Source organism: Streptomyces sp. NPDC033131 (assembly GCF_055578365.1).
Map to the genome: position 1 here is coordinate 81,730 of NZ_JBVIPA010000035.1, position 26,412 is coordinate 108,141.

The window sequence follows — 26,412 nt, forward strand, 5'->3', positions numbered from 1 at the left end:
CTCCTGGGCCAACTCGATCGAAGCCCACTTCGGCCCGCTGGGGCGGACGCCCCCTCGCCGTCGCAGCCTGAACTCGAGTGGGCCCTCGCGTCACCTTCGCCAGAACAGGTGATGCGTCACGCCGCTCGGGCTGGGTACGACCTCCAGGTGGAACCGGTCGAGCAGTTCATCGGGGGACTCCCACAGGCGTAGTCCGGACCCGAGCTTTACCGGCGAGACCGCCACATGCATGGTGTCGACGAGGTCAGCATCAAGGAACTGCCGGATGGTGATGACACCGCCGCCGAGCCGGACGTCCTTGCCCTGCGCCGCTTCCCGTGCCCGTGCGAGGACCGTGGCCGGGTCGCCGTCGACGAAGTGGAACGTGGTGTCGGAGAGCGTGAACGACGGACGCTTGTGGTGAGTCATGACGAACACCGGGGTGCGGAACGGGGGCTCCTCCCCCCACCAGCCGCGCCACTCATGGTCATTCCAGGGCCCGCGCTGGGGCCCGAACTTGTTGCGGCCCATGATCTCGGCACCGATGTCGCGTGCGAAGTCTCGCGTGAAGTAGTCGTCGAGGCCCCGGCTCCCCCCGGCATCCGTGCGCATGGGCCAGCTCGCCGTGGCTCCGGCCCAGGCGAACAGCCTCTCGGGATGGTCGTGGCCGAACGGCCGCTCGAGACTCTGGTGCTCACCGGCACCGATTCCGTCACTCGAGACGTTGAAGTTCATGACTCTCAGCAGTTGATCCACGTGTTTCCTCGTCAGGTCCTGTCGCATCATCGTGTGGCGAGGCGCCGCACATCATGACGTCGAACGGGACGTGGCCGGATCGACAGCAGCCCGCCGCTTTTTTCCAAGGCGCGTCACACATGCGTCGCAACGGACGTCACCGCCCTTCCAAGGGGTCCAGCCGAGATACGCGCCAAAGGGGCAATGAGTTGATCTTGATGTGACTTCGCACGTGGTCAGCCCAGTGAGCCGCAGTAAATGCGTAGACCTCGCCCTGGCGGCCGGAACGGACCGCCGCAGGTCGCGAGGATCACGGCAGGGGCTCCGTCGCAGTAAATCCGGGCGCCAGGCTGTTCGCCGGGGTCATGCCCGCAGATCTTCCGTCACGGGCAGGCACTCGGCGAGCAGGTCGACGACGTCGCGCCAGGCTCGCTGCGCGTGCTGTGGGTGGTAGCCGACGCCGGGGACCGTGGGGTGGCCGACCGGCGGGTGGTGGAAGGCGTGCAAGGCGCCGCCGTAGACCGCGGGCGCCAGTCGACGCCCGCGGCCTGCATCTCGGCGGCGAACGCGTTCCGTTGTGCGGGCGCCATGATCGGGTCTTCCGATCCGACGCCGGCCCACACCGGGCAGCGAATGCGCGCTGCCTCGCCCGGTCGGCCCGTGGTAGTTGCGTTGACTGTCCCGATCGCGCGCAGGTTGACGCCGTCGCGCCCGAGTTCCAGCCCGACGGCGCCTCCGGTGCCGTAGCCGATGGCGGCGATCCGGTCGGGGTCGGCCCGCGATTCGGTGCGCAACACGTCGAGCGCCGCATGGCCGATGCCCCGCATCCGGTCGGGATCAGCGAGCAGCGGCAGGCAACGGGCCAGCATCTCCTCGGGGTCGCCCAGATAGCGCCCGCCGTGAAGGTCGAAGGCCAGCGCTACGTATCCCAGCTCGGCGAGAGCATCGGCCCGGCGGCGCTCGACGTCGCTGAGCCCCATGCCCTCTGGTCCGAGCAGCACCGCGGGCCGGCGGTCGGCACCGGCCGGGAGCGCGAGGTGCCCGATCATCGTCAAACCGTCGGCCGGATACTCGACCGTACGCGTCGTAATCGCCGTCATGAGACCGATCCGTACGCTGTGCGGATCATGCGGCCAGCCCTCGCCGACAGGTAGCCGGCTGGTGCGCCGAACAGCGATAAGAGCGGGCCCTGATGCTCGCGCAGGAGCGGTGCCTCCCGTCACCCGGTGAATCGGACAACTTCTCTTGGAGCATGAGACGACATCGTGGACGACCGGGCGAAGCACTGGCTCGGCAAGATCGAAACCATCCACGACCGCGACAGCTCAACCAGCCACGGCTTCGCCCGGCCTGCCGCGGTCCGCCAGGGCCTCGGCGGCCCGGTTCCGGTACGCACGGAAACGGCGCAGGTACGACCGTGCCAGAGGGCCCGGCGGGACCCCCCTCGCGAAGGCTCGCATGTTGCGTTCGCCCGCGTTGTAGCCCAAGGCGAGGAGTTCGTCGCGGGTATAGCGGCGCACGTGCCGCTGTGGAAGGCTCCGGTCGAGGTCCTTCAGGTGCAAGGCCGCCGCTTGGATGGCGAATGCGGGATCGTCGCGAAGGTCTTGCCACCGCTCCGACAGGCCGTGCGTTCGCCGAACCCGCTCGAACGCCGCACGGTGCATGTTGGCCACTCCGAAGGCCGCCCCGGGCTTCCACCACTGCCACAGCCGCTCCAGCAGCGGATGGTGCGGCTTGTACGCCTCATTGTGGAGCACGGTCATCACAAGCAGGGGCGACACTGCGGCCTCCTCCGCGCTGCGCACCACATACGCGGCGTAGTCGGCCGGATCGTAGCCACCGGGCCGCAACGGTGGCGTCCGAACGCCAACGCGGTCCACCGGTTGCGACCGTTGCTTCGACGCCGCCGTCGACCGCTCGGCCATCCCCACTCACCTCTCCCCTGCCGCCTGCCTCGCCTGAACAGCAGGACGTCTGCCATTCCGAGGTGCGCGTGCCCGCGCAGACCGGCCTCAATCCAGCACATCGGACCGCCGATCCGCATCCCCATCCCGAAGTCGCTTACCCACGCCGGAACTTGACCCACAGGCGAACTCATCCGCCAACGGCACTCGAAGACAGGCGCGCCAGCCCGCCCACCGTCATGCCCTGCCCCAGACACAGGCAGCTCGTCCAAGCGTCGTCGCACACAACGATCACCGAACGTGGTGCGGGGTCTGTTCGGCCCGGGCAGCCATCTTGCGGTGGCCGGTGGGCTTGGTGCGCCCCGGCGGCTGGCACTCGATGTCTCAGATCGGCAGCCACCCGAAAGTCCGGCTGACCAGGTGGCGGGGATCGAGGACCAGAAGCCGGGCCTCGGGCAAGCGGATCACGGGCCACTGCGGGAAGGGGTCGAAGGACCATGCGTTCGCTGAAACTCCACACCTGATGCAGGGTGTGGAGCCCAGCCCACTCAGGAGAAAGGACCGTCGGTCGTGAAGGCGTGGGCTGCAAAGCCCTTGCCCATTCGGCGGGATGCGGCGGCGGTGGGGTGAAGGCCGTCGGCCAGGTCATCTGCCTCGTCCGGGCCGAGCAGCTCGCGTCCGTCGAGAGAGTGGAGGTGGGGATCGGTGCTGCTGAACGCAGCCGGACGGCAGCTCCTGGCAGGCCTGCGCGGCGTCGAGGAAGACGTCCTGGCGCGGGCGTTGCCGTCCTGGGGACAGGAGTCTCCAAGCTGTCGGCCGGAAGGAACGGGGTGCCGGCGGCGGCGTGGCGGATCGGCGGCGCGGTCGCCGGGCCGGTGGCATTCGGCTGCCGCCTGCGCACGGCCCACGGCCCACGGCCCACGGCCCACGGCCCACGGGAAGACCGTTGATAAACCCCGACCTTACGATCCCGAAATCAACAAGGCGTATACCGAACGTGCCACTCATGACGCACCACTCCGTCAGCTCTCCTCCTCCGCCCCGGTTGCCTCGGCCGTCTGGGCCGGTGTGTCCAGCAGCAGGAGAGCCTTGCGCACCTCGTCGACGCGGGGCGAGTCGAGCGCCGTGTACAGCGCCAGCGCCGCCCGGAGGTGGTGCGCGGCCCGCTGCTGGTCCCGCAGCGCCTGCCGGACCAGGGCCATGCCGAGGTGGGCGCGCGCCTGTTCCTCCCGTTCCTCGATCACCGACGCCGTGTCCAGCGCTGAGGCGTGCGCGTCGAGGGCCTCGCTGGGCCGTCCGGTTCCGTGCAACGCCTCGCCCAGGCCGTTGAGGGCGCCGGCCTCGCCGTAGCGCTCACCGGTCCGGCGGAAGAGGTCCAGGGCCCGGCGCTGGTGCGCGGCCGCCTCGTCGTACCGGCCGAGACCGTGCAGCGCGTTGCCCAGGTTGGACAGCGCGTGCCCCTCCCCGCCGGTGTTACCGAGCCGTCGGAACAGGGTCAGCGCGCGCTCGAAGTACCCGGCCGCGGCCGGGTGGTCGCCCAGCCGGGCCACGACGATGCCCAGGTTGCCGAGCGCGCTGGCCTCGCCCAGCGTGTGGCCCGTCGAGCGGTAGAGCTCCAGTGCTCGGCGGTACTTCTTGATCGACGCCTGGTAGTCCTCCAGCAACTCGTGCACGATGCCCAGGTTGTTCAGCACGTCCGCCTCGCCGTGCGCGTCGCCCGCCGCGCGGAACAGCCCGACCGCCCGCTCGTGGTGCTCGGCGGCCTCCCGGTACTGCCCGCGCAGTTCGTGCAGCACGCCGACGTTGGTCAGGTGCCGGGCCTCGCCGGTCTGGTACCCGACGCGCCGGCACAGCGCGAGCGCTGTGTCGTGGTGTCGTTGCGCGCTGTCGTAGTCGCCGAGCCGCCGGTGCACCGCCCCCAGACAGACCAGCACGTCGGCCTCGCCGCGGGCGTCGCCGGCCGAGCGGGCCGCCCGCAGCGCGTGGGTGTGGACGGCCAGGGCGTCGGCGTAGTGCCCGGACCGCTCGTAGTGCCGGTGGAGGGTGGTGGCGAGGCGCACGGTGTGCCCGGACGGGCCGGGCTCCTCGGTCCGCGAGCACAGCGCCACCAGGGTGGGCTGGGCGGCGGCCAGCCAGGCGCGGCACTCCTCGGCCGTCCGCAGCGGCGGCAGTCCGGTGGCCGGCAGCTCGGCGGTGGGGCGCAGATGCCGTTCGGCCGGGTAGAGCAGGTCCATGGCCGCCGCGGACGCCGCCAGGCAGTGGTCGAGCAGCCGGGCCATGGCGTCGTACCGGTGCTGCGCCGGGTCGTGCCGGGCGGCCAGCTCCCCGGCGTAGGCGCGCAGCAGGTCGTGCATGCCGTGCCGGCCGGGACCGGTCCGCTGCACCAGGTGCGCGCCGGCCAGCACGTCGAGCGCACGCCGGGCGCGGTCGGCGGACTCGCCGGCCAGGGCGGCGGCGGAGTGGACGTCGACGTCGGGACCGGGATGCAGGCCCAGCAGCCGGAACAGCCGGGCGGGCAGCTCAGGGAGACGGTCGTAGGACCAGGAGAACACGGCGCGCACCGCGGCCCGCGGATCTCCGTCGCCGTCCAGCAGGTCGAGCCGCCGTCGGCGGTCCCGCAGTTCGGCGACCAGGCCGGCCAGCGACTCGGCGGGACGCGACAGCACCAGCTCCGCCGCCACCCGCAGGGCCAGCGGCAGCCGCCCGCACTGCTCCGCCAAGGCCGCGGCCTCGGCCTGCTCGGCGTCCACGCGCGGCCCGATCAGCGCACGCAGCAGCGCCGTCGCGTCGTCGGGGGACAGCGCGTCTAGGATCACCCGGTGCGCTCCATGCACCGACACCAGCGACGCCAGCGCGTCCCGGCTCGTGATCAGCACCCGGCAGTCCGGGCCGCCCGGCAGCAGCGGTCTGACCTGGGCGGCGGAGGCCGCGTTGTCGAGGAGGACGAGCAGCCGCCGTCCGTCGACGGCCGTCCGGTAGCGCGCCGCCCGCTCCTCGAGCCGCCGCGGGATCTCCGGCCCGGGGACGCCGAGCGCGGTGAGGAACCCGGCGAGGGCCTGGGCCGCGGACACCGGCTCCTCCGGGTCGTAGCCCCGCAGATCGACGTAGAGCTGCCCGTCGGGAAAGGCGTCACGCATCCGGTGCGCCCAGTGGACGGCCAGCGCGGTCTTGCCGACGCCCGCGGTGCCGGAGACGGCGGAGACGATCACCGCCGCAGTCCGGCGGACGTCCTGCCCGGCGAGCAGATGCCCTGTCAGTTCGACGAGTTGCTCGTCACGGCCGGTGAAGGGACAGACGTCCATGGGGAGTTGGGCTGGGATTGGCACGGGGGCGGCGGCCGGGGCGGGCGCGGGGCGCGGTTCGGCGGACGGCTGCCCGTCATCGCTCTCGCTCAGCACCCTCTCGTACATGGCCCGGAGTTCACGCCCCGGAGGCACACCGAGTTCGTCGGCCAGCTGCTGCCGGATCCCGGTGTAGGCGTGCACCGCCTCCGCCTTCCGCCCGGCCTCGCCCAGGGCGCGGATGAGCATCATGGCCAGAGGTTCGGACAGGGGGTGCTCGGCCGCCAGGGGGCGGAGCAGGGCGGGCACGTCCTGCGGCCTCCCCTCGTGCAGGAGGGCCCCGGCCCAGTCGAGCGCCGCCTCGATCCGCTCGTCGGTCCACGCGGTCCGCATGCGCTCGGCCCACACCCCAGCCTGCTCCGGCAGCGGCACACCCCGCCACAGCCGCAGCGCCTCCTCCAGCACACGGGCCCGCTCGGCCTCGGCGGGGCACGCCCGGCCCCGGGCGACGAGCGCGCGGAAAAGCAGCAGGTCGACGGCGTTCTCGTCCGCTTCCAGGACGTAGCCGCCGGAGGTCCTGACGATACGGAGCGCCGCGCCCTCCCCGTCCCGCGGGTCGCCTTCTGATTCGGTCGACGCGGCGTCCTCCAGGAGCCGTCGCAGCCGGCTGATGTGCGCGTACAGGACCGACCTGGCCCCGTCGGGCGGATCGGCGTCCCACACGCGGTCGATCAGGGTGTCCACGGGGACGGGACGCCCGGCGTCCGTCGCCAGCGCCGCGAGGACCGCCCGCCGGCGCGGCTGCCCCACCTCGCGCAGCCGCCCCCCGGCCCACAGCTCCAGGGGGCCGAGCAAGTGCAGTCTCACCGTTGACGCCGCGCTTCCACAGGTACTCCGATCGATCCGCCACCTCCGTGACCGGTCGGCACCACGCCGGACGTCACAAGGTTTTCGCAAGGTCCACCGTAGATCCTCACGGCGCAGGTCGTCAGGCGTTCCGCCGCACGAACCAGCCTCACGGCACAGCACCCTGACGGCGCGTCACATCGGCGGCCGCCGGGTCCCCTGCCGTACGGGGTTCGGCAGGGGCCCGGGTCGACCTGGACGCAGATACACCCCCAAGAGGAGACAGAACATGAATCTTCGGCGCTGGGCCGCGGCCGCGTCCGTCCTGTTGATGGCCGGGGCGGGCACCGCCGTCGCCGCCCCCGCGAGTGCGGCCCCGACCGCGGGCTGCTACGGCTCGTCCTGCGAGGGCAAGGACCCCAACACCTACTGCGCAGACGACGCGACGTCCCCCGTAGGCGGGGTGCGGCTCGGCCAGGCGTACCTGGAGCTGCGCTACAGCCCGAGCTGCCGGGCGGCGTGGGCGCGCATCTCGAACGCGAGCTACGGAAACGGCCAGTTCACCCCGTTCGCGACCGTCCACCGCAACTCCGACGGGCGCGAGTACACCTGCGCCGTGCAGCGCGGCGCCACGAGCTGCTACACCCGGATGGTCAACGACATCAACGTGACCTCGTACGCCAAGGGCGAGTGGGACAGCGGCGCGCAGACCTACAACGGTCGCACGTCGAGCTACTGACACGCACCGACCCCGGCAGGGGCCCGCCGCGACGCACGCGGCGGGCCCTGCCCCCGTCGTTCTGGCTGACCGTCACGAGACGAGTCACTCCGCGTGGTGGACCACGACGCAACCCCGGCCGTCACCCGCCTCGCCCGCCAGACGTGTACTGCGCCCTGCGGATCAGCCCGACTCCGCGGACAGGCCCCGGCGCCGTCCGCCTCGCAGCAGTGCGCAGCTTGTCACCCGAGCGGTGGGAGGCGAGGACGAGGTCCGCAATGGTCAACCGGCGGCGACTGTGGAAATCGCTGTCCGATCACCGGAGCACGGTGCTAGACATCCGGGGTGGATAAGAGTCTTGAGTTCCCTGACCTGCTGCGACTGATCGATGAACGGTCGACTGCCTTCCGCGCCGCGGTCGCCGCCGCGCCCAGTCTCGACGCGCAGGTGCCGACCTGCCCCCAGTGGACGCTGTTCGATCTGGTGAAGCACCTGGGTGGGGGAGACCGTTTCTGGGCCGAAATCGTCGGCGCGGGGCCTGCCGACGCTCCCCCGGCCGAGGCCACCGCTGAGCGCGCCGCTCTTGAAGTGCCGCGGGAGCGTGAGGCCATGCTGGCCTGGCTGGCCGCGTCGACGCAGCTTCTGCTGAGCGCCCTGCGCGAGGCAGGACCGGACGCCGGCTGCTGGGGGCGTGGTGGAGTGCCCTGCAGACGCCGCGGACCTCCGGCGGAGTCGCCCGGCACCGGGCCCAGGAGACTGCGGTGCACACCTACGACGCCCAGCTCGTCGCGGGCGCCCCGCAGCCGCTGCCGGCCGAAGTCGCCCTCGACGGTGTCGAGGAGTTCCTGTTCACTTGCGTCGCGACGCCCAGCGCATGGCCGCACAAGCCCACGGCCTTCGACTTCCACGCCGCCGAGGGCCCCTCCTGGCGCCTCACGGTCGACGGCGACGGCGCACGCTCCACCCGCATCCCCGCGCCCATAGCCGCGACCGGCGAGGACTCGGACGCAGTCGGCGCCTCCATCCATGGCACGGCCAGCGAGTTGGTCCTCTACTTGTACGACCGTATCCCGGCCGACTCCTTGCACGTTGGCGGAGACGCAGGGCTGCTCGACCTGCTCCGCGTCTGGGAGCCGGAGGAGTAGGACGTAGCGGGCTTCCGGCTCTACCTGACCGCCACTGCGCGCATCCTCGCCACGCCCCGGCCGCAGAGGGCGCGGACGGCCACGAGGTCGAGATCGCGTCGATGGGCCAGGACGGGCGCGGTTCTGGGCGCAGCGTGCGGTGCCCTGTATCGGCTGGGAGAGGCGTCCGGTGGCTTCGCGGAGGATGACTTCGGCGAGCCGGGGCCGTCGTTCTTCGGCAGGGCTGCGGCGTGGCGCTGGACGTCGGCGGCGACCGCGCGGGCGTGCCCGGTCAGTTGGAGGGCGACCTGCTCGAAGTCGCCGGTCGTGAGGTTCGGGTTCTGCCACGCGAGAACGGCGGAGACGAGCGCTTGGTACGGAGCGAGGCCCAGCGGGAGTTCGGCGTCGATCAGGCCGTGGGGTCGTGGAGCACGGTGTGAGCTCCGCTCATCGCTGCCTCGCCGCGTCGTCCTGGTCGCCGTCCCTCGGATCGGCGGGGACAGTGGTGGCGAAGAAGCGGGCGTAGCTGTGGTCGGCTCGGGCGATCAGCGCCGAGGAAGGCCGGCCGAAGGCGGGCGGCTGGAGTCCGCGTCCTTGTTCTGTGGGCCCGGCGGGTGTGGGTGCCCTCATGGGCACCGCCTCCGTTGCTGGGTGCGTCGGTGGCGCTAGACGCTGCGGAGCCCGCCGCTCCCCAACGATCTGCGGGCTCGTTGCGGGGTCGTTCGGCTCAAGTTGCCCTCCGGCTGAGGGCAATTGTGGAAACCTGACCTGTCAGGAGAGACTCTCTGCCCAGTCCGGGGCAGCCAACTGGGGGTGTCGGGCATGTCTGAGGTTAACCTGTGAACACCGCCCTGGCAGCTCTGGCAGCGGCAGCGACTTCGGTCGTAGTGACGGTGTGCTCGATCTTTCTGAGTGAACGTCAGCAGCGGCGCAGGGAGATGCATGGACAGCGTCAGGAATTGAATGCAAAGTACCTGAACCCGCTCCGGTTGCACTTGGTGGAAAACCACTTCAGGCTTTCGAGGATACGAAACCACACCTCGACCCGTGGACCGGACGCCGGGATGCTGGTCATCGAGGAGCCGGCAGACGTGTCCACGAAGGACGCCGCTTGGTTCACCGGACCCGGTTGTGCGCTGATGTCGTCGGTTTACCTGACGTCCTGCCTGTTTGCCCAGCTCAAGCAAGTTCGGGAGGATTTCCCCTACCTTCGTTTGTCCGCGATGGACGACACCCGCCTCGCGGCGCTGCTGCTGCGCGTGCAACGAGGCTTCCTCGTCAACGGCGGTGTCTACTACGTGACACAGCCGAGTATCGGCGAGTCGGTATGGGTCCGTGGCGACGAGCGTCTTCTGACCTACCGCGAGTTCTGCGAGAAACTCCAGGACCCAGAGTGGCGAGTATGGATCGACCGGTTGATCGTGTTCTACCTGGACACCGCACGTGGTGAGAAGACGCAGCGAACGGAACGCCTGCTTGCGGCACTTGAACAACTCTCGAAGTTCCTCGACGACTGCGTTGGCGGCGGTAAGTCGATCGAGAGCAGGGTGCAGGCTGAGAGCAACTCCCCGCTCTAGACGGAGCTATCAGCGGCGGTCGCACAAGGCGCGACGAACTACCCCGTTGGTACCGGCACCTGCCGCATCTCCGTGACCAGAAGTCCCAGCATGTGAGCACCGTCACCTCAGCGCCGCCACGACCACCTTGCCGTACCGGCCTCGCCCGCCGCTGTGCCGTGCCATGTCCGCCCCGCCTTCGCGCAGTTCGCACCGATCCTCGGTCGACCTGCGACCACCTGGCAGGACGAGCGACGGCCGCCTCAGAATGCGTTCGTGACCGATCACGGACGATCCCGGGAGAGTTCGCGGACAACTCGCGGAAACTCGACGAGCAGCGGCCGGGACCGCACACACGCCGTGCGGCCGGCCGGGCAGACAGGCGATCTCGAGGGACGCGAGGCACCACGGGGCTGGGCAGGGCCGGTGTGACGTGGCGGCCTTCGATGCCGAGGACTCGCACATGCACGTGTCCGACGGACCTCGCCCGCGTCCGACCGGCCTCGCCCGCGTCCGACCGGCCTCGCCCGCGTCCGACCGGCCTCGCCCGCGTCCGACGGCGGAGCGTCGCGTGACCGCGCGCGGTGGCTCGATACGCAACTTTCGGTCCCTGCAGACTCCTTGACCGCCGAGATCCGCACCGTGTAGACATCACGCCTACTGAGTGTTTACGTAAACATACCGCCTCCCTTACCCCCACCACGCAGGCCCCGATCTCTGTGTCCCGCCGGGACGCGCGGCGCACAGAAGAGCTGGAGTACTCGAGATGGCACACCCCACCCGTAGGAGAAGGCTCCTGGGCATCGGCATCACAGCCCTCGCCACCGGGACCGTCCTGGCCGCCACCTCGGTGCCGGCCGCGCCCGCGGAGCCGACCGCCACCGCCTCGGTCACCGTCCGGCCCGACCCCTCCTACCAGCAGGAGAGGTTCGAGGGCTGGGGCACGAGCCTGGTCTGGTTCGCCAACGCCACCGGCGACTACCCGCCCGCGGTACGCGAGAAGCTGGCCCAGCTCCTCTTCGGGGACGACGGCCTCGCCCTCAACATCGCCCGCTACAACATCGGCGGCGGCAACGCCCCGGACGTCAAGGACTACCTGCGCGCCGGCGGCGCGGTCGAGGGCTGGTGGAAGGCTCCGGCCGGCACCACCCGCGAGGACGTCGACTGGTGGGACGCCGACGACCCCGCGGACTGGAACAAGAAGGCCGACAAGACGCAGCGTTGGTGGATCGACCGCATCAAGAAGGACATCACCCACTGGGAGACGTTCAGCAACTCGCCGCCGTGGTTCATGACCGAGAGCGGGTACGTCTCCGGCAACTTCGACGCGGGCAAGGACCAGCTGAAGACCGAGTCCGTGGAGGACTTCGCCAAGTACCTGGTGGGAGCCACCGAGCGCCTGGAGAAGGCGCACGGCATCAAGGTCGACACGCTCGACCCGTTCAACGAGCCGAACACCAGCTACTGGGGCACCAAGCTCGGTGCGGACGGCGAGCCCGTCGGCGGCCGGCAGGAGGGGGCCCACATCGGCCCCGAGCTCCAGCAGAAGGTGATCCGCGCGCTGGCCCCGACCCTGGAGGCGTCCAGGACGAACGCGGAGATCTCCGCGATGGACGAGACCAACCCGGGCCTGTTCGCCACCAACTGGAACTCCTACCCCCAGGAGGTCCGCGACCTCGTCGGCCAGATGAACGTTCACACCTATGGCACCGGCCAGCGCACCACCGTGCGCGACCTGGCCAAGGCCGCGGACAAGCCGCTGTGGATGAGCGAGGTCGAGGGCGACTGGGGCGACGGCCAGAGCTTCACGGACATGCGGCCCGGCCTGGGCCTGGCCCAGCGCATGGTCGACGACCTGCGTGAACTGGAGCCCAGCGCCTGGGTGTTCTGGCAGCCCGTCGAGGACTACGACAACATGAAGCCCGGCGGTGAGTCCGCGAAGGGCGGCAACTGGGGCGAGATCCAGCTCCCGTTCAGCTGCACGTCCGCGGACACCCTCAAGACCTGCCCGATCTACACGAACACGAAGTTCGACACGGCCCGCAACTTCACCCACTACATCAAGCCCGGCGACCGGCTGATCAAGACGGACGACACCTCCAGCACCGCGGCCATCTCCAAGAAGGGCAACGCGGCGACGGTCGTCCACGTCAACAGCACCACCGATGCGCGCGATGTCACGCTCGACCTGTCGAAGTTCGGCCGGATCTCCTCCCACGCCACCGTCACCCCGGTGGTGACCAGCGCCGACGGCAAGCTGGAGAAGCAGAGGCCCGTCCGGGTCACCGGCAAGCAGGCGACCCTCACCGTGCCCGCCCAGTCGGTGACGTCCTTCATCGTCAAGGGAGTCTCCGGCGTCGCCAAGGACGCGGCCGAGCTGCGCAAGGGCCACACCTACCGGCTGACCGGCGTCCAGAGCGGCAAGGACCTCACCATCGCCGACAACGGCACCGGCCTCGTCATCAAGAGCGCCGACTCCACCGACCCCAGCGGTCAGCAGTGGCGCCTGGAGCGGATCACCGGCACCGACAACCGCAAGCGGTACACCTTCAGCGAGGCCGCCGAGGACAAGCGGCTCGCCGTCCGGGACGGCGCCCTGGTGGCAGAGCCCGCCGAAGGCCGCCCCGACAGCGCCGCCCAGTGGATCATGTCCACCACCGGCGACGGCACCTGGACCCTCGTCAACGCCGCCACCGGCCGACTCGCGGACGTCAACGGCCAGTCCACGAACGAGGGAGCCGGCGTGGGCGTATGGCTGGCGAACTCCGGCACCAACCAGCGCTGGAAGGTGACGGACGTGACGACCGCCGCCGCGCAGACCGAGTAACACGCTCGCCCACCGGCACCCACCGGCCACTCTCCACCCCTCACCTACGACGCCCCCGCCCCTCGCCGCCGTGTCCCGGCGGCGGGGTCTCGGGGGCGTCGTCCCATCTGGGGGAGGCTGTCACGAGAAGTTCAGCCGTGCTGGAACTCAGGGGGCTGGGTGAGGGGTGCGAGCAGGCGGGCGGTGCGTGGCACGCCGGGGAGTTGCAGGTCCACGTTGCTGCGCGACGCAGTGGCCGCGGCAACAGCTGCCGCTGACGCGAACACCACGTTGATCATGCCGGTCTCACCCTCGAGCGCGCCGAAGGCGACGCCGTTGGCGGTGGGTGGGCGTTGCAGGTATTTGGCGAGGCCGCCGAGCCGGATGCGGGTCTGGTCGGCCAGGGCGCGTACGGCGGCCGCGGGCAGGGCGCCGTGTTGTTCCAGGTAGGCGCGGACGTGCTCGATGTGGTGGGTGGTGGCGCCGGCGCCGGTGGTGGCCAGGTCCGCGCCGTCTGTGCGGCCGGGGTCATGGCGGGAAGGTCGGGGGCGGGTGCGAGGGCGCCGAGCCCGGGGGTAGGTGGAGCTGGTGGCTGCGGGGGAAGGCGCCAGCCGTCCACAGGGCGGTGCGGCGGTGCTCGCCGAAGCCGTCGAACGCCCCGGCCGTGGCAAGGCGTTCCATCAGCCGCGCGGGCAGTCGAGTGCGGCGGGCGATGTCCTCCAGGTTCGTAAACGGCTGATCAGCTTGTTCTACCAGGTCGGACCGGGCAGTGGCGACATGCGGCAGCGGGTCACCAACCGCCCCGAGCAAATCCGATGGCACCGACTGCCTTCCGACGACAGACTGCACCGGTGAACACCCTGCCACCGCCGGCCGACCCGCTCCTCCTGCCGGTACGGGACCCGCGCGCCCGCGACCTCGTTCTCGACTATGCGGACATGCAGGCTCTGGTTGCCGACCTGGTTCTGCCCGGCGCTGCGTCGATGTACGTCATGAGCGCGATGGAAACCTCACGCGAGCTCATCCGGCACTCCTACTACCGGTACGAGTTCGCCACCGTCGCCGTCACGCACTCCCTGTTCGCCCTGGAGCACGTCCTTGCCGAGCGTCTCGCCACGAACGAACCACTCCATGACCTGATCGACCGGGCCACCGATGCAGGGCTCATCACGGCCGGACTCGCCGCCGAACTCGACCGCAGCCGACTGCTCCGCGACAAACTCACGCAGGGCGCCGAGTCAAGTGCCGCCCTCCACCCGATCCGGGCCGTCACAATGGTGCGTGCAGTCTTCGATGCCGTCTCCCTGCTCCTTCGCCCACCGTCCGCGGCAGGGACGGCAGCGCCCGACGTGGGCGGAGCACGACCCGAAGACGGACTCGCCCGGCTGTGGGAGGACCACCTGCGCGCACTGTTCCCCGACGGCTTCCGTGGCGTGGACTTCGACGGCGTAGATCTGGTCCTCCTGGACGCCGACGTCGCCGGCCTCGTACAGAGAGAGCTGAACGGCGGACTCGACGACAGTGGCATCGCTTACCTCTGGGGCTGCATCACCGACCTCGACAAGATCGTGCCCCTGATCAACGAGGAGTACTGCGCCTCCTACTTCACGAAACTTCGGACGATGGCTCAGGTCGCAGCAGCGCCCTACATCCCCACCGCGACCTGACCACCGGGTGAAACTCGAGGCCTCCCACGACCCTCGTCAGGGTCTGGCTCAGTCACGTTCGATCAGACTCTCTGGGCGTTGGACGGTTTTGCCCACGTCGTAGTGGATGGCGCCGAGCGGGCGTCCGGGGCCGGGCCGGTCAGGTTTCGGCGCACGGGCCGGACAGGGGTGTCCAGCCCCTTGGCGACGGACGGCACGAGCTGAACGTTCACCGAGGGCTCGACCATGACCAGCAGTCCCTCGTCGGTGCCGACGGTGCCTGGTCGAAGATCCGTCCGCTGCTCTCCGACGCGGAATCCGAGTACATCCGCACGACGTCCGTCGAGACCTAGAGCCGGCGGGACAAGGCCGCGGCCAGGCGTTTCTTCCGCAGGCTGATGAAGAGGACCGGATGCGGTGCCGGGGGTGGTCGTCACAGACAAGCTCCGCTCCTACGGCGCTGCCCACAGCGAGGTCATGCCCTGCGTCGAGCACCGCAAGTCGAAGTACCTGAACAACCGGAGCCGAGAACAGCCACCAGCCGACCGGCAGCGTGAACGGGCGATGAAGGGCTTCCGCTCCGTGGGCGGGGCCCAGCGGTCCCTGTCCGCGTTCAGCGGTATCTCGACCCACTCTCCGGCCCCGCCGCCATCTGATGCCCGCCCACGACTCGAGCCGAGATGACCGTCCGCTTCGCCATCTGGGAGCAGATCGCCGGCTTCGCCGGCCTTGCCACCGTGGCCTGAGCACAGACCCGGCTCCCAAGCCCACCCTGCCCCGAGGCGCCGTCAGGCAGTCAGGCAGTCAGGCAGTCAGGCCCAACAACATGACAACGCCGTTTGGGGCGCTGGACAGGCGCCCCAAACGAACGGTGATCAGACGGTGGGGACGACGCCACTCTCCTCAATGACGACCTTCTTTGCGGTGGCACCTGAGGAGCTGCCGAGCGCCTCGATCGTCTTGACGATGTCCGCGCCCTCGACGACCTCGCCGAAGACGACGTGCTTGCCGTCGAGCCACGGGGTCACCACGGTGGTGATGAAGAACTGCGAGCCGTTGGAGTTCGGCCCCGCGTTGGCCATGCTCAGCAGGAACGGCCGGTCGTGCTTGAGCTGGAAGTTCTCGTCGGCGAACTTCTCACCGTAGATGCTCTTGCCGCCCGTGCCGTTGCCGTTGGTGAAGTCGCCGCCCTGCAGCATGAAATCGGTGATGACCCGGTGGAAGGGCGCACCCTTGTAGCCGAACCCGTTCTGGCCGGTGGCCAGCTCACGGAAGTTGCGGGCGGTCTTCGGCACGACGTCGTCGAACAGTCGGAAGACGATGCGGCCGAGGTCTTCACCGTTCGCGGAAACTTGGAAGTAGACGTTCTCACTCATGGCAGCGATTCTCCACCATGGTTGGAGACCCGCGGTATTCGGCCTCGGCTCCGTCACCTCCGGCACCACCATCGCCTCCCGCACCGACCGGGCGGGGCAGCAGCGGGAAAGGCTTGAGGGGTCACGCTGGTACGGCCCGAACGGATGGTCAACGCCGGTGTGGACGCCGCCCGGGACAGCTCCGGCCGTGTCGTCATCCCGCACGGAGGTCGGCGTCAAAGAGGTGCCGTCGTTCGGAAGCCGGAAGCGACACCTGGCCATGCCATGGCTGGGCGTGGGCGAGTTGACCGCAGGGCGCCGGCCCCTTCGGCCCCTTCCGACCCTTCGGCCCCCGTGGAGCGTCATGCCTCACGCCGGCGGCTCGCCGGGCCGTTGTGGGGCGGGCGCGCCGCCTTTTCACGTGGAGGGGGGGATGGTCAGCCGACTGCTCCCGGTGGGTGGTGGTGTCAGCGGCGGGTGTCGCCGCGGTCGTGGTGACGGTCGCGGTCCCATGACTCGTCGTCGAGAAGCGGCCGTGGTCTTGCGGAGGGTGGCGGTGTCGGAGTCGTTGTCCCACACGTAGTGGCGGCGCTCCTGGTAGAGGCCAGTTCGGGTGTCGCGGCCCTCACCGGTGTGGATACGGATCGTGGCCCGGCCCGCCAAGCGGCAGTGGTCGAAGGTGTAGGTGCGGCCGGAGGCGTCCTGGAGGGTCCAGCCGTCGAGGTCGACCGCCCGGCGGGTGGTGTTGGTGAGTTCCACCACTCCCTGTTCAGCGAACGGTTGGAGCGGTCGTCGCGTCCCGGGGAGTCGTACTGGACGGCCGAGATCTCCACCCTGGTGTGGTGCGGGCAGGCGTGGCTGGACGCGAACGTCGGCAGCGCCGCCACCGAGACCAGAGCGGCGGCCGCGTGCGCGGAGATGGTCGCCGCCGACCGGGATTTCAAACTCAGGGGGTACGAGTTCTTCCGCTTCGGCCACACGAGCTGAACCGGCCCGAGGACGCCAAGGAGCTTCTCCTCAAGCTCGTCCCGGACCTGTTCAGCCGCTTCAAAGCCAGACCCTGAAGCCACGGGGTCGCAGCACTCCGCACCTCCTGCGGCACCCCCACGGCTATCGGCTGCGCTGGACAGCTGCCCGGAACTCCGCCAGGACGATGCCGGTCACCGAATCCCGGGCACAGGGATGTTCAGGCCGTCCTACGGCGCGCTGAACGCGAAGCGGTTCGGGTAGGACTCGGCCCAGTCGTCCTGCTCCCTCATGCGCCTGCCGCGGACAGCGGCGCTGTGGTCCCGGGACCTCATGGGAGGAACGTCACTGCCGGGAAGGCTGGGGACGGCCCGTCGAGCAGGTGCCCCCGACGGTGGCGCAGGTGCTCGTCGAAGAACGCGAGCGGGTACGCCTGCTGGATCTTCACCGCCTGGTCAGGGTCGAGGGTGCCGATCACGTCCTGGAGCTGCTGCCCGCTCCATTCAAACAGCTTCGCCACCTGTGGGAACAGCGCCTCATTGTCGCCGTACGAGATGTGGACGGCGCCCTCGGCCTGGATGTTCAGCCGCCAGCCCCGCAGGTGCGACCAGAACGCGGCGGCCTCGGGATCCGTGGCCCGGGTGAACTCGGCCGACATCATCATGAAAGGCCGGTCCAGGTCGCCTGCCAGCGGCGGATTCATCTGCATCGGGCCGTCGAGGCTCAGCCCGGCCCGGATGCGCTCGTCCGCGAGCATGGCGCATGCGGTGGCCGTCCCGCCCTTCGACCAGCCGAACGCACCCATGCGCCGCGGGTCGAGGGAGCCGAGCAGCCCGGCCGGCAGCTCCCGCTTGTCGGCGTCCGGATTGCATCCGGCGGCGAGCTGCTCGACGCCGTCAAGAACGAAGCGCAGGTCCGCGGCGAAGTCCCCAGGCAGCGTCGGCGCCTTCCGGTCGTAGAGCGGGACGGCGACCCGGCCGTCGGGGAACTCGGTGTACGTGTCGTACTGGTGAGCCACCGTCACAGCCACGTACCCGTGGCTGGCGAGCTCTTGGACCATCATGGTGTGGTCGCCCTGGTGGCTGTGCGCACCGTGCGAAAACACGACGACGGGCAGCCGGCGGCCCGACCGCCGCACCGGAGCACCCACGTGGCCGACCGTGAACGGCGCCAGGGGCTGCAGAGCGCTGAACCCCGCGTCAGCGAGGAACGCCTGAAGGGCGCCGGCCGGCATCCAGGGCGCCACTGGGTACCGCTCGACGTCCCGGGCGGGGTACCAGATGGTAGCCATCAGCTCGCGGAAGTGTCCGGGGCCTGCGATGTTGTCCGGGCGTGACCGGTCGACGAGGTGCAGTTGCACCGTGCCCACCGGGTGCGGCCCGGTGGGCCCGGGCAGCGTGAGCCGCGTCGGGGCGGGGACGGGCGAGCCCGGGTCCGCCCACGCGGGTCTGGCCATGGCGCCAAGTGGCACCGCGGTCCCGGCGGCCAGCGCGGCTCCCAGCATGCGGCGGCGCGTCATGCCCTTCCGGCTGATGAACGGCGTGGTGGTCATGGTTCCTCCCGTGGTCACGGATCGTCAATCGTGCCGGGACGGCCAGTCCGTGGGCACAGAGGAACGCTGTCAGTGCCCTTCCTGTGTGGCATCGGCCCACCGATTGATACTCGCGCGGGCATCAGCCCACGGGTTTACATCCCGGGGCCGATGCGGTCTGCGGCCGTCCTCCCGGTGCCAGGTCAGTGGCCGGCTCACCGCACCACAGCAGAGACAAGACCACCGGCTGCACGAGCAGCGGATCACCCGCCTTCGCCACCCCTGACCGGGTCGGCTACGCCGCAACCCGGGCCCGCGGCCGCGGCGCCCGGCTGGCAGGCCGGACGCCGCAACGGCTCACCTCAGACCAGTGAGGTGACCGCTCCGCCGAAGTGCCGGGCGAAGAACCGGACCGCGCTGTCGACCTCGAACCGAGGCAGCTCCTTGTGTTTGCCCGAGTTCACGTGCAACGACTTATCCTTCGACGCGAAGGCGTCGAACAGCGCGAGACCCTCCTCGCGCGAGATGTACTCGTCGTCCCACTGCAGGTCGAACTCGATCGGAATGGTGATCTGCTTCGCCTTCTCGGCCAGGACATCGGGCCAGTGCTGACCGAAGACCGCGGCGGTGATCCTGGGCTCGATCGCCACGAACGGTACGCCGATCGCGGTGCCCATGTTGATGCCCCAGAAGCCGACCAGCCCGTCGGTGCCGATCTCCGGGAGTTCCTGGAGGGCATTCAGGGTCGCCTGGTACTCGGGTACGGCGAGTTGCGCCAGGTGGTCGTTGTAGCGCACGACGATCGGGCCTTCCGGCTCGCCCGCCGCCCTCGCCCGGAATAGCTCGGCGATCTCCGCCTCGTCGTGCGTCGTGCGCGGCCGGTCGCCGTGACCGGGAGCGTCGATAACAGCGACGTGGAAGCCGCAGCCGGTCACGAGGCGCTGGGCACGGCCGGACATCGCCGGGTGCTTTTTGTGATTGCCGCCGCCATGGGCCATCAGGATCAGGGGCGCGCGACCGGCCGCATTGGAGGCCGGCGACCAGAGGACGCCGGGGATTTGGCCCACGGTGAAGACGCGTTCGAGCATGCCGTTCAAAGACGACACGGCGGTGAACTGCAGAGAGTGCACAGGTGTTGCCTTTCGGGAGTGCCGTTTCGAGACGCTCCCAGCGACACCTATGTCAATCGCCAGCCGTGACGGCAAGGGGGAGCACCCACATGGATACAGCGTTCATGGGTCTCACCTCCTCGGACAGTGTCACGGTCAACTGGAAGCTGCCAGAACGATCATCATTCCTCCAACCCTTTTCCCGCCAGGTGATCACAACTCCGGACAGGCCCTGGCTAATGCTGGATTCCCCAAACGACGTACATATATCGGCTCGCACGAGGCGAGTTGGTGGTGCTGGTGTTCCCCATATCCAAGGCCGGCTCGGGCGTTGAGCTGGGACGTTGCGAGGCGGTGGTCTGTTCGATCTCGGGTGGGTCGGCGAAGGACTGGCCGGTCCCGGAAGGCGTTCTGCATCGACCCGCTCAACGACATGCCCGTCCTGCGCACCCCCGGCGACGACGGCAAACAAGTGTGGCGGTTCAACGCATGCTGTCCCTTGCGGCCGGCGGCGCGGAACTCGAGATGGTCCTACCTTCCAAGCGTGGGTCAGACCTGGTCATTCGTCAGTTCGGCGGACCCAGGGGTTCTGGGTATGGCTGTGAGCTTGTCGCCGTTCGATGGCTTGCACAATTTGGCCGCCCGGAGCCCCGCGACGGCTCGACCGCCACACAAGGAGGCCCTGCTCTGGGCCATGATCCGCGACGGAGAGTGCTCCCAGGTCCTACCGACCGTCACAGGAGGAAAAATCAAGACCTGTAGATCTAGTGCCCCCGAGCCGTCGTTCCGTCGCGAGGGAGCGGCCAACGCGCCAGAACAAATCGCATCAAGCCGTAACTCTCGTGGGCCGGTATCGCTGGGCTACCGCCCCCGACCGGAACTCTTGGCGGCCCACGAGCTCGAGCTGGATGCGCTCACGCAGACCGGCGAGCAACGTTGGCCCGTGTCCGGCAAGGACCGGCTGAACAAGGAACTCGTACTCGTCGATCAGTCCCAGATCTGCCAACGCCAGGGGGAGCGTCACGCCACCCACCCACAGGCCCTCGCCTGACTCCTGCTTGAGCCGCTGAACCGCTTGCCCCAAGTCGCCTTGCACCAGGTCGGCATTCCAATCGACCCCGCTCAGCGTGCTCGACGCGACGTACTTCTTCGCCCGGTCGATGGTCTCGGCGAACGGGATCTGCCACTCAACCATCCAGTCAGGCCACGTGCCCGTGGCCGGCTTCCGCCACGCCGACTCCATCATCTCGTAGGTCACCCGGCCGAATAGCAGGGCATCGGCTCGCTCCATCTCAGCGGTCCAGTAGCGCATCGACTCCTCGTCCGGGGGGAGCCCTGCCTCGTGATGGCAGCAGCCGTCGAGCGTGACGTTGATAGAGTATCGAAGTGGTCTCATCTCGTTGCTCTCCCTTGATGCGCGCCCCGCGTTCACCGGACCGTACTCAGACGATTGCCGGCGCCATTTCTCATCGGCGCCCCGATCGCACCTACTTAGACGCCGTCGTGATGCGAACTTTAACGTCGTCGTGATGCGAACCAGACCGCAGACCGAGCGTGCGACCGATTCGGCGCTCGGAGCGTTCAGGTTCGCAACGGGACAGCGCCCATAACGCTCGACTTCGATGCACGGTGCCGCGTCACCTACCGTCGGCTCAGAGTCAACGACGAACGTCGCAAAGTTGGCCTGGAACGTCTCACCGCGCTCACCCGCACCACCACCGTCCTGGGCATCACCGAACTCTGTGACCGCTTCCTGCACCACCAACCCGACGCGGCATCCACCGATGACCGGGCCCTGCTCGCTGCCCGATTCCCCGCACCGGCCTGACGTCCACCGAGCAGGTCCGGTCCTTGCGCCGCAGCAGGCCAGGGCTACATGCCACTAGCGACACTGCCTCCCGATGCCGAACCCAAGCCTGTGCCGGGCCGGTTCGTGCTGCCCGTCGATCCCCTGCTCGGGAACCGAGCCGCAGGAAGTCGTCGCGCGACTGTGGAAGCAGCGGCAAACAGAATCCGGCTGGGCCACGGCGAGGCCGGCCGATCATTAACCGTCCGGTCACGATGGACCGCATGGACGTAGCTGACCGTTGGAACTGTCGTTGGACTTGCCATGACGATGTGGGAAGAGGGCGGGCCTCCGGTTGTTTACGCCGGGCTGACGGGTGCGTACTGGCTGGGCAGCGATGAGAGTGACTGCGGATGGTGCCGCATCCTCCTTGGTCCCGGCTCCACCGACGGGATGCGTCCCGCCCGGACACCACCCCGGGGCCGCGGTGAGCGCTCAACAACCAGGTGCAAGAGCGTGCAAGCCCGGGTGGAGCGGGCGCGGATGGTCGTGGTTCCCGTGGTGGTGATCACCGCATTGGCCGTGCTGACGCTGGTGGCAGTGGGCTGACCCAACGCCATCGACCTGCCTCGGGAGATGCCATGTACTGACCGGCGCCCGCGAAGGGGCAAAGCCCGCGGTCGGGAAGCGTCCAGGGCAATGGCCGCCGCCGTGGTCGGCGACGGCGGCGGCCATCGCCGTGAGACAAGGTGTCTGGGTGGGCCGAACGCCCCGCTGCCACCTGGATGGGACGTGCGGGTCTGTGCGCGAGGTCCGCCTTGCCGAACAGGACGGGCGTAACTGGGGAGCAGTTGGCTGACGCCGGGGACACGGGTCATGCAGGCCCATCCGGCAATTCAGCGGCACTGCTGCCGGCCAGGTGATGGCTCGCCCTCCGGCCCGACGGCCCCCGCTCCACTCACACGGCCGGGCGCGTGCGACAGCATCACCGCGGTCTGCCAGCGAAGGGAAGCGATCGCCTCGGCCAGCTGCTCACGCAGGCACACACCCGTATCTGACCCGGCTGCCGCCACAGGCGGGCCCGGGCCGCCCGGCGTCCTGCCCTGACCACCCGTCTCTGGATCTCTCAAGGGAGCCGGTCCGTAACGGCAAGCACCACAGCGGCCGCAACCAGCGCCCCTGAGTAGATGACCATCACGGCCCGGCTCCACCCGCTCCCCCGCCTGCGGCCGACGCTCAGGTCGTCCCGCTCGGGCCGGGAGCCGGAAAGCCCGAAGGGTGCCGCGTACGGCACAGCGTCGTCCACGCGAGGATTCACACCCGGACCAACGCGTGATCAAAACTTTCGACACAGCACAACCGCCATCACCACCCGTTCAGCCCACCACCCCTCACACCGGCACCCACCCCCGGGCCGCCAGGCCAGAACCCGGTCCACTACCTGCCTTCCCCACCTGCTGCCAGGGACCAGCAGGGCAGCACGGCAGCACGGCGGGGCAGCACGGCAGGCCAGCACGGCACCAGGGCAGCAGGCGAGCAGGAACGAAGGGCCAGCCGGTCACAGCCGTACGGACGCGAACGGGCCCAGCCCTCCTCCAGCCGCATATCCCATGGCCAAGACTCGGGGTCAAGGCCCCTCGACCGCCCAAACCGGATCAGGATTGAACCGCCGCCGACAACGCGGCAGCCTCTTCGCCGAGTTCGGCGAAGAGCCAAGCCGACGGCCTCGGCACGGGCGCCGACAAGCCCCTTGGGATCAGCCTGCGTCCAGGCTTGCGGTATGAAGTGGCAGTTGTGCTGAAACCTTGGCCGTACAGGAATGGACACGAGTGAGCACCTATTGAGCACCTCGTGTTGTGGTGTCGGGGTGGCCACTCTTGCCAGACTCCGACTGCGGTGGGCGGCACCCCATGGTGTGCCCGCCGTTTCAACGTCACATGAGTCAAAGGATCACGCGTGTCCCTACACATTCCCCCCGTGCATGTTCCGCCGGACGGTGGTGAGCCTGTTTACCTCGTGGGTGACACGTACACCACACTGCTGAAGGCGACGCACACCAATGGTGAACTCTCCCTGGTGGAGGCGATCATGCCCGCGAACGCCGGGCCCCCTCCGCACACGCATCACGGCGAGTCGGAGACGTTCATCGTCATGGACGGAGAACTCGTCATCACCGCCGGGGACGACATGTACGAGGTCGAGGCGGGCGGTGTGGTCTACGTACCCAAGGGTGTACGGCACTCCTTCAGTAACCTGAGCCGGACCAAGCCCGCGCGCATCTACTTCCTGTACGCCCCGGGCGGCATGGACGCGATGTTCACGGAGATAGGTACTCCGGGCGTGCGCGGACAGGTGGGCCCGCCGCTCAACGAGGTCGATGTGAAGGCGATGGCCGCCGTTGCCGACAAGTACGGATTCACCTTCGACTGACGCCGCACCGCGGTACAGCTCATTGCTCAGGTCATTGCTCAGGCCAGGCATTGGGGCAGAACCACTCTGTTCCCCCAAGCCTGTCCCTCGCCCGCCCCGCCGGAACGGGCTGCCGTGGGCAAAGGACGCTGGCCACCGTCGTCGGTCCGATGCTCTGGGCTCGGACCGCCCACGGCCAGCACACGGGTCCGCCTGAATTTCCAAGTCGGGGCGCAGGACAACTGGTTGGGGTTATGGGCCAAGTCCCCCGGACCCATGCTGTGCACACACCATCGGTGCCGGCCGTGCTTCGGTCGGCGCCAGTGGCGTTTCGTGGTCGCATGCACATACTGGGCGATCTTGATGCTGAGTTGACAGCCCAGCTCTTCTAAGCCCCACGCGTCGGCAACACGCCGCTGCCACAGTGGCGCGCGCTCGGACGACGAGCCTACGGATGGCCAGCTCCCGTGCCTCATGACCGCGATCTGGGCCGACGTCGACGCATGCAGGGTGTGGTCAGGAGGCGTCAGTCGAGCAGCCGGGACAGCACACGCCCGAATCCGTCGTGGTCGACGTGCGCATCGACGGCCACAAGCGCGGCGTATCCGATGAGGGCGGCGAGGATGACTTCGGCTTCGTCGGGCGGCGTCCGGTGCTCACTGTCTCCGTCCTGCTTCTGCGTGATCAGGTCGGCGAGCTGGTCGCGTACGCGGGTGTGCTGTCGCGCGACGACCGAAGCGAGGAGAGGGTCGATCGCGGCGTTGCCCCAGATCTGAGCCACCAGCCGGGCATGCGTGCGCCCGTTGTGCTGCGGGTCCACGTGGCGGCGGAGTTGCTCGGCGGCCTCGGTTGCGGTGTCGCCCGGGATCCGTTCGCCTTCACCTTCGCTGCAGACAGCGAGGACCAAGTCACCTTTGCTCGGGAAGTATCGGTACACCGCTCCGATGGAAATCCCGGACGCGGCGGCGATGTCCGCCATGGAGGTGTGCTCAAAGCCCTTCTCAGCGAACAGCGTGAGGGCGGCCTTGAGGATTTCCTGGCGCCGCGCCTCGAGGTAAGCCGCTGTAACCTTCGGCAAAATGAATCATCCTTCACTTTTATTGCTAGGGTAGTCACCGCCCCAGCCGCTCACCGACGTTGCTGGGTCAACACCCTGTCGGAGTGCGAGTTTCGGCAGCCTGGGTCGGTGGGCTGGGCGGACGAGTGGTCCGTCCGGTCCGGGCGGACCGGTAGTTCTGCCCCACCCGCCGGCCGGCGTTCTGCGCTCGCCTTCGAGCGGCCGATGACGTGGCCGCCACATTACGTTGAGGAGTTCCGTGCGAATCCTGTTCTCCAGCACGCCCGCCTTCGGACACTTGCTGCCCGTGCTGCCGCTTGTTGCGGCTGCCCGCCGTGCCGGTCACGAAGTCGCCGTGCTCAGCCATGCGTCGATGGCCGCCTCGACCGCTCCGACGCTCTTACTCCCCGCCGGCCCGAGCATCCCGGAGACCCTGCAGGATGTCACCCGACGCGCCGAGATAGACGCTATGCAGGACATGGCGGCCGGACCGGTCGAGTTCTTCATCGAATCCCGAGTGGGCCTCGGTGCGGAGTCCGCGCTGGCCGCCGCCACCGCCTTCGCCCCCGACCTCATCGTCGCCGACATGGTCGACTACCTCGGCCCACTTGCCGCCGCCTCGCTCGGCGTTCCCTGGGCAGCGCATGGGGCGGCCCTGCCGCTCGACGCCGGGCTGGCCGCCGTGCTTGACGAGGCTGCCGTCGCTCGCTTCGCCCACTACGGGGTGACCCCCACGGCGCCCGTCGCCTACGTCGACCCGTGGCCCGACAGCCTGCTCCGGGACGGCTACACGTTGCCCGCCGAGCGAATAGCCATCCGCCCCGAGCCGCACTCCCACGAGAACAGCACCTGGTCCCGGCCGCAGTTCGCCGACCGCGAGGACCGCCCGTTGGTCCTCGTGACTCTGGGCACGGTTGTCGAGGATCCCGCCACCCTCGCCGCAATACTGGACTCGCTGGCCGCCTTGGATGTCAACGTTCTCGTCGCTCCGCACTCCGCAACGGACTTCGGGGACCGGCCGGTCGACTCCACGCGGGTGCACCTGGCGGGCTTCGTTCCGATGAAGTACTTGCTGGAGGGGGTGGACGTGGTGGTGTCCTCTGCGGGAGCGGGCAGTGTGCTGTCCGCGTTGAGCGCTGCCCGGCCGATGGTCCTGTTCCCCATGGGCCTGGACAAACCCGTCAACGCCGCGCGCGCCGCCGAAGCGGGCGCGGCCGTGGTCATCGATACCGCGGATCAGGTCGCCGACGCAGTCGCGCGAGTGCTCGCCGACCACGCGGTGGCCGACGGCGCCGCGACGGTGGCCGAGGAGATCGCCGGGATGAACTCGGCCGATGATGTTCTCGGGCTCCTGTTGAAGCGCCTCGGGTAACCCGCCTGCGAGACGTTCTCGACCTGGACTTCGCCCCCCTTAGGCCCTGTCCGATGGGTCGTGTGACGCCGCGACTTGCAGCTCGTTCCGTGGCATATGGGACTCGTTCCGTGGCATAGGGGACGGGGGGATCTCTCAGTGGGCGGTTCGTGAGTCTATGAGCGGTTCTGGTGTCGCCTGATGGTGTGGGCGAAGCCGGAACGTTCCGGTCCGGTGCCGGTGGCCTGCTGGG

General features: G+C 69.4%; 19 protein-coding genes and 4 pseudogenes. 10 read left to right on the forward strand and 13 right to left on the reverse strand.

Annotated features, from left to right (window positions below; genetic code table 11):
• Positions 1 to 90 precede the first annotated feature (90 nt).
• From ACZ5XS_RS34145 to ACZ5XS_RS34160, 4 genes and pseudogenes are all read right to left on the reverse strand, one after another.
• Positions 91 to 735 carry a dihydrofolate reductase family protein gene (locus tag ACZ5XS_RS34145; RefSeq protein WP_468657930.1) on the reverse strand — a complete coding sequence of 215 codons (645 nt, stop codon included), beginning with the start codon at positions 733 to 735 and terminating at the stop codon, positions 91 to 93.
• A gap of 342 nt (positions 736 to 1,077) precedes the next feature.
• Positions 1,078 to 1,814: pseudogene (locus ACZ5XS_RS34150) on the reverse strand (dienelactone hydrolase family protein).
• 225 nt (positions 1,815 to 2,039) lie between these two features.
• Positions 2,040 to 2,639: a lysozyme family protein gene (locus tag ACZ5XS_RS34155; RefSeq protein WP_468657932.1), complete on the reverse strand. Its 600-nt coding sequence runs from the start codon at positions 2,637 to 2,639 to the stop codon at positions 2,040 to 2,042.
• Positions 2,640 to 3,640: 1,001 nt separating this feature from the next.
• Positions 3,641 to 6,766 carry an AfsR/SARP family transcriptional regulator gene (locus ACZ5XS_RS34160; protein WP_468657934.1) on the reverse strand — a complete coding sequence of 1,042 codons (3,126 nt, stop codon included), beginning with the start codon at positions 6,764 to 6,766 and terminating at the stop codon, positions 3,641 to 3,643.
• 268 nt (positions 6,767 to 7,034) lie between these two features.
• Here ACZ5XS_RS34160 and ACZ5XS_RS34165 point away from each other — a divergent pair, with 268 nt between their 5' ends.
• The 3 genes and pseudogenes from ACZ5XS_RS34165 (at position 7,035) to ACZ5XS_RS34175 (ending at position 9,027) form a co-directional block, all read left to right on the forward strand.
• Entirely contained in the window at positions 7,035 to 7,484 is a 450-nt protein-coding gene (locus tag ACZ5XS_RS34165; RefSeq protein WP_468657935.1) for a DUF2690 domain-containing protein, read from the forward strand.
• A 324-nt stretch (positions 7,485 to 7,808) separates the two neighbouring features.
• Positions 7,809 to 8,608: pseudogene (locus ACZ5XS_RS34170) on the forward strand (maleylpyruvate isomerase family mycothiol-dependent enzyme).
• A gap of 230 nt (positions 8,609 to 8,838) precedes the next feature.
• Positions 8,839 to 9,027: a hypothetical protein gene (locus ACZ5XS_RS34175; RefSeq protein ID WP_468657937.1), complete on the forward strand. Its 189-nt coding sequence runs from the start codon at positions 8,839 to 8,841 to the stop codon at positions 9,025 to 9,027.
• A gap of 7 nt (positions 9,028 to 9,034) precedes the next feature.
• Here ACZ5XS_RS34175 and ACZ5XS_RS34180 read toward each other — a convergent pair whose 3' ends face one another.
• Positions 9,035 to 9,217 (reverse strand): hypothetical protein, encoded by a 183-nt coding sequence (locus tag ACZ5XS_RS34180; RefSeq protein WP_468657939.1) that lies wholly within the window; start codon positions 9,215 to 9,217, stop codon positions 9,035 to 9,037.
• 209 nt (positions 9,218 to 9,426) lie between these two features.
• On the opposite strand from ACZ5XS_RS34180, the gene ACZ5XS_RS34185 reads away from it, so the two are divergent.
• Together ACZ5XS_RS34185 and ACZ5XS_RS34190 are read left to right on the forward strand one after the other, a co-directional pair.
• Entirely contained in the window at positions 9,427 to 10,164 is a 738-nt protein-coding gene (locus tag ACZ5XS_RS34185; RefSeq protein ID WP_468657941.1) for a hypothetical protein, read from the forward strand.
• A gap of 745 nt (positions 10,165 to 10,909) precedes the next feature.
• Complete coding sequence (locus tag ACZ5XS_RS34190; RefSeq protein WP_468657943.1) at positions 10,910 to 12,970, forward strand: glycoside hydrolase; 2,061 nt, start codon at positions 10,910 to 10,912, stop codon at positions 12,968 to 12,970.
• A gap of 131 nt (positions 12,971 to 13,101) precedes the next feature.
• Here ACZ5XS_RS34190 and ACZ5XS_RS34195 read toward each other — a convergent pair whose 3' ends face one another.
• Together ACZ5XS_RS34195 and ACZ5XS_RS34200 are read right to left on the reverse strand one after the other, a co-directional pair.
• Complete coding sequence (locus ACZ5XS_RS34195; protein WP_468657968.1) at positions 13,102 to 13,620, reverse strand: hypothetical protein; 519 nt, start codon at positions 13,618 to 13,620, stop codon at positions 13,102 to 13,104.
• A gap of 10 nt (positions 13,621 to 13,630) precedes the next feature.
• A pseudogene (locus ACZ5XS_RS34200) lies at positions 13,631 to 13,816 on the reverse strand (hypothetical protein); the annotation flags it as partial.
• Here ACZ5XS_RS34200 and ACZ5XS_RS34205 point away from each other — a divergent pair.
• A complete protein-coding gene (locus tag ACZ5XS_RS34205; RefSeq protein WP_468657944.1) occupies positions 13,801 to 14,616 on the forward strand; it encodes a hypothetical protein in 816 nt (271 codons plus the stop codon). The pseudogene ACZ5XS_RS34200 and the gene ACZ5XS_RS34205 sit on opposite strands and share 16 nt — an antisense overlap.
• Positions 14,617 to 14,948: 332 nt before the next feature.
• Positions 14,949 to 15,341, forward strand: a pseudogene (locus ACZ5XS_RS34210) (DDE-type integrase/transposase/recombinase); the annotation flags it as partial.
• 129 nt (positions 15,342 to 15,470) lie between these two features.
• Here the strand turns inward: ACZ5XS_RS34210 and ACZ5XS_RS34215 are convergent.
• Positions 15,471 to 15,971, reverse strand: a complete 501-nt coding sequence (locus ACZ5XS_RS34215) for a peptidylprolyl isomerase (RefSeq protein WP_468657946.1) — start codon at positions 15,969 to 15,971, stop codon at positions 15,471 to 15,473.
• Positions 15,972 to 16,367: 396 nt separating this feature from the next.
• Positions 16,368 to 16,709, reverse strand: a complete 342-nt coding sequence (locus tag ACZ5XS_RS34220) for a lamin tail domain-containing protein (protein ID WP_468657947.1) — start codon at positions 16,707 to 16,709, stop codon at positions 16,368 to 16,370.
• 21 nt (positions 16,710 to 16,730) lie between these two features.
• Here ACZ5XS_RS34220 and ACZ5XS_RS34225 point away from each other — a divergent pair, with 21 nt between their 5' ends.
• Positions 16,731 to 16,937, forward strand: coding sequence for a hypothetical protein (locus ACZ5XS_RS34225; RefSeq protein WP_468657949.1), 207 nt, complete (start codon positions 16,731 to 16,733; stop codon positions 16,935 to 16,937).
• A gap of 310 nt (positions 16,938 to 17,247) precedes the next feature.
• Here ACZ5XS_RS34225 and ACZ5XS_RS34230 read toward each other — a convergent pair whose 3' ends face one another.
• The 3 genes from ACZ5XS_RS34230 to ACZ5XS_RS34240 all read right to left on the reverse strand — a co-directional run bounded on the left by ACZ5XS_RS34230 (position 17,248) and on the right by ACZ5XS_RS34240 (position 21,318).
• Complete coding sequence (locus ACZ5XS_RS34230; RefSeq protein WP_468657951.1) at positions 17,248 to 18,468, reverse strand: alpha/beta hydrolase family protein; 1,221 nt, start codon at positions 18,466 to 18,468, stop codon at positions 17,248 to 17,250.
• 341 nt (positions 18,469 to 18,809) lie between these two features.
• Positions 18,810 to 19,577 carry an alpha/beta hydrolase family protein gene (locus ACZ5XS_RS34235; RefSeq protein WP_468657953.1) on the reverse strand — a complete coding sequence of 256 codons (768 nt, stop codon included), beginning with the start codon at positions 19,575 to 19,577 and terminating at the stop codon, positions 18,810 to 18,812.
• Positions 19,578 to 20,382: 805 nt separating this feature from the next.
• Positions 20,383 to 21,318, reverse strand: a complete 936-nt coding sequence (locus ACZ5XS_RS34240) for a dihydrofolate reductase family protein (protein ID WP_468657955.1) — start codon at positions 21,316 to 21,318, stop codon at positions 20,383 to 20,385.
• Positions 21,319 to 23,358: 2,040 nt separating this feature from the next.
• Between ACZ5XS_RS34240 and ACZ5XS_RS34245 the strand changes: the two genes are divergently transcribed.
• On the forward strand, positions 23,359 to 23,772 hold the full coding sequence (locus ACZ5XS_RS34245) for a cupin domain-containing protein (RefSeq protein ID WP_468657957.1): 414 nt from the start codon (positions 23,359 to 23,361) through the stop codon (positions 23,770 to 23,772).
• A 505-nt stretch (positions 23,773 to 24,277) separates the two neighbouring features.
• Here the strand turns inward: ACZ5XS_RS34245 and ACZ5XS_RS34250 are convergent.
• On the reverse strand, positions 24,278 to 24,829 hold the full coding sequence (locus ACZ5XS_RS34250) for a TetR/AcrR family transcriptional regulator (RefSeq protein ID WP_468657958.1): 552 nt from the start codon (positions 24,827 to 24,829) through the stop codon (positions 24,278 to 24,280).
• A gap of 238 nt (positions 24,830 to 25,067) precedes the next feature.
• Here ACZ5XS_RS34250 and ACZ5XS_RS34255 point away from each other — a divergent pair, with 238 nt between their 5' ends.
• Entirely contained in the window at positions 25,068 to 26,180 is a 1,113-nt protein-coding gene (locus tag ACZ5XS_RS34255) for a glycosyltransferase (protein WP_468657960.1), read from the forward strand.
• Positions 26,181 to 26,412 lie beyond the last annotated feature (232 nt).

Bases quoted from the DNA above. Each gene is read 5' to 3' on its own strand.
- ACZ5XS_RS34190 (WP_468657943.1), top strand. From the start codon at position 10,910: ATGGCACACCCCACCCGTAGGAGAAGGCTCCTGGGCATCGGCATCACA.
- ACZ5XS_RS34180 (WP_468657939.1), bottom strand. From the start codon at position 9,217: ATGAGGGCACCCACACCCGCCGGGCCCACAGAACAAGGACGCGGACTC.
- ACZ5XS_RS34155 (WP_468657932.1), bottom strand. From the start codon at position 2,639: ATGGCCGAGCGGTCGACGGCGGCGTCGAAGCAACGGTCGCAACCGGTG.
- ACZ5XS_RS34215 (WP_468657946.1), bottom strand. From the start codon at position 15,971: ATGAGTGAGAACGTCTACTTCCAAGTTTCCGCGAACGGTGAAGACCTC.
- ACZ5XS_RS34230 (WP_468657951.1), bottom strand. From the start codon at position 18,468: ATGACCACCACGCCGTTCATCAGCCGGAAGGGCATGACGCGCCGCCGC.
- ACZ5XS_RS34165 (WP_468657935.1), top strand. From the start codon at position 7,035: ATGAATCTTCGGCGCTGGGCCGCGGCCGCGTCCGTCCTGTTGATGGCC.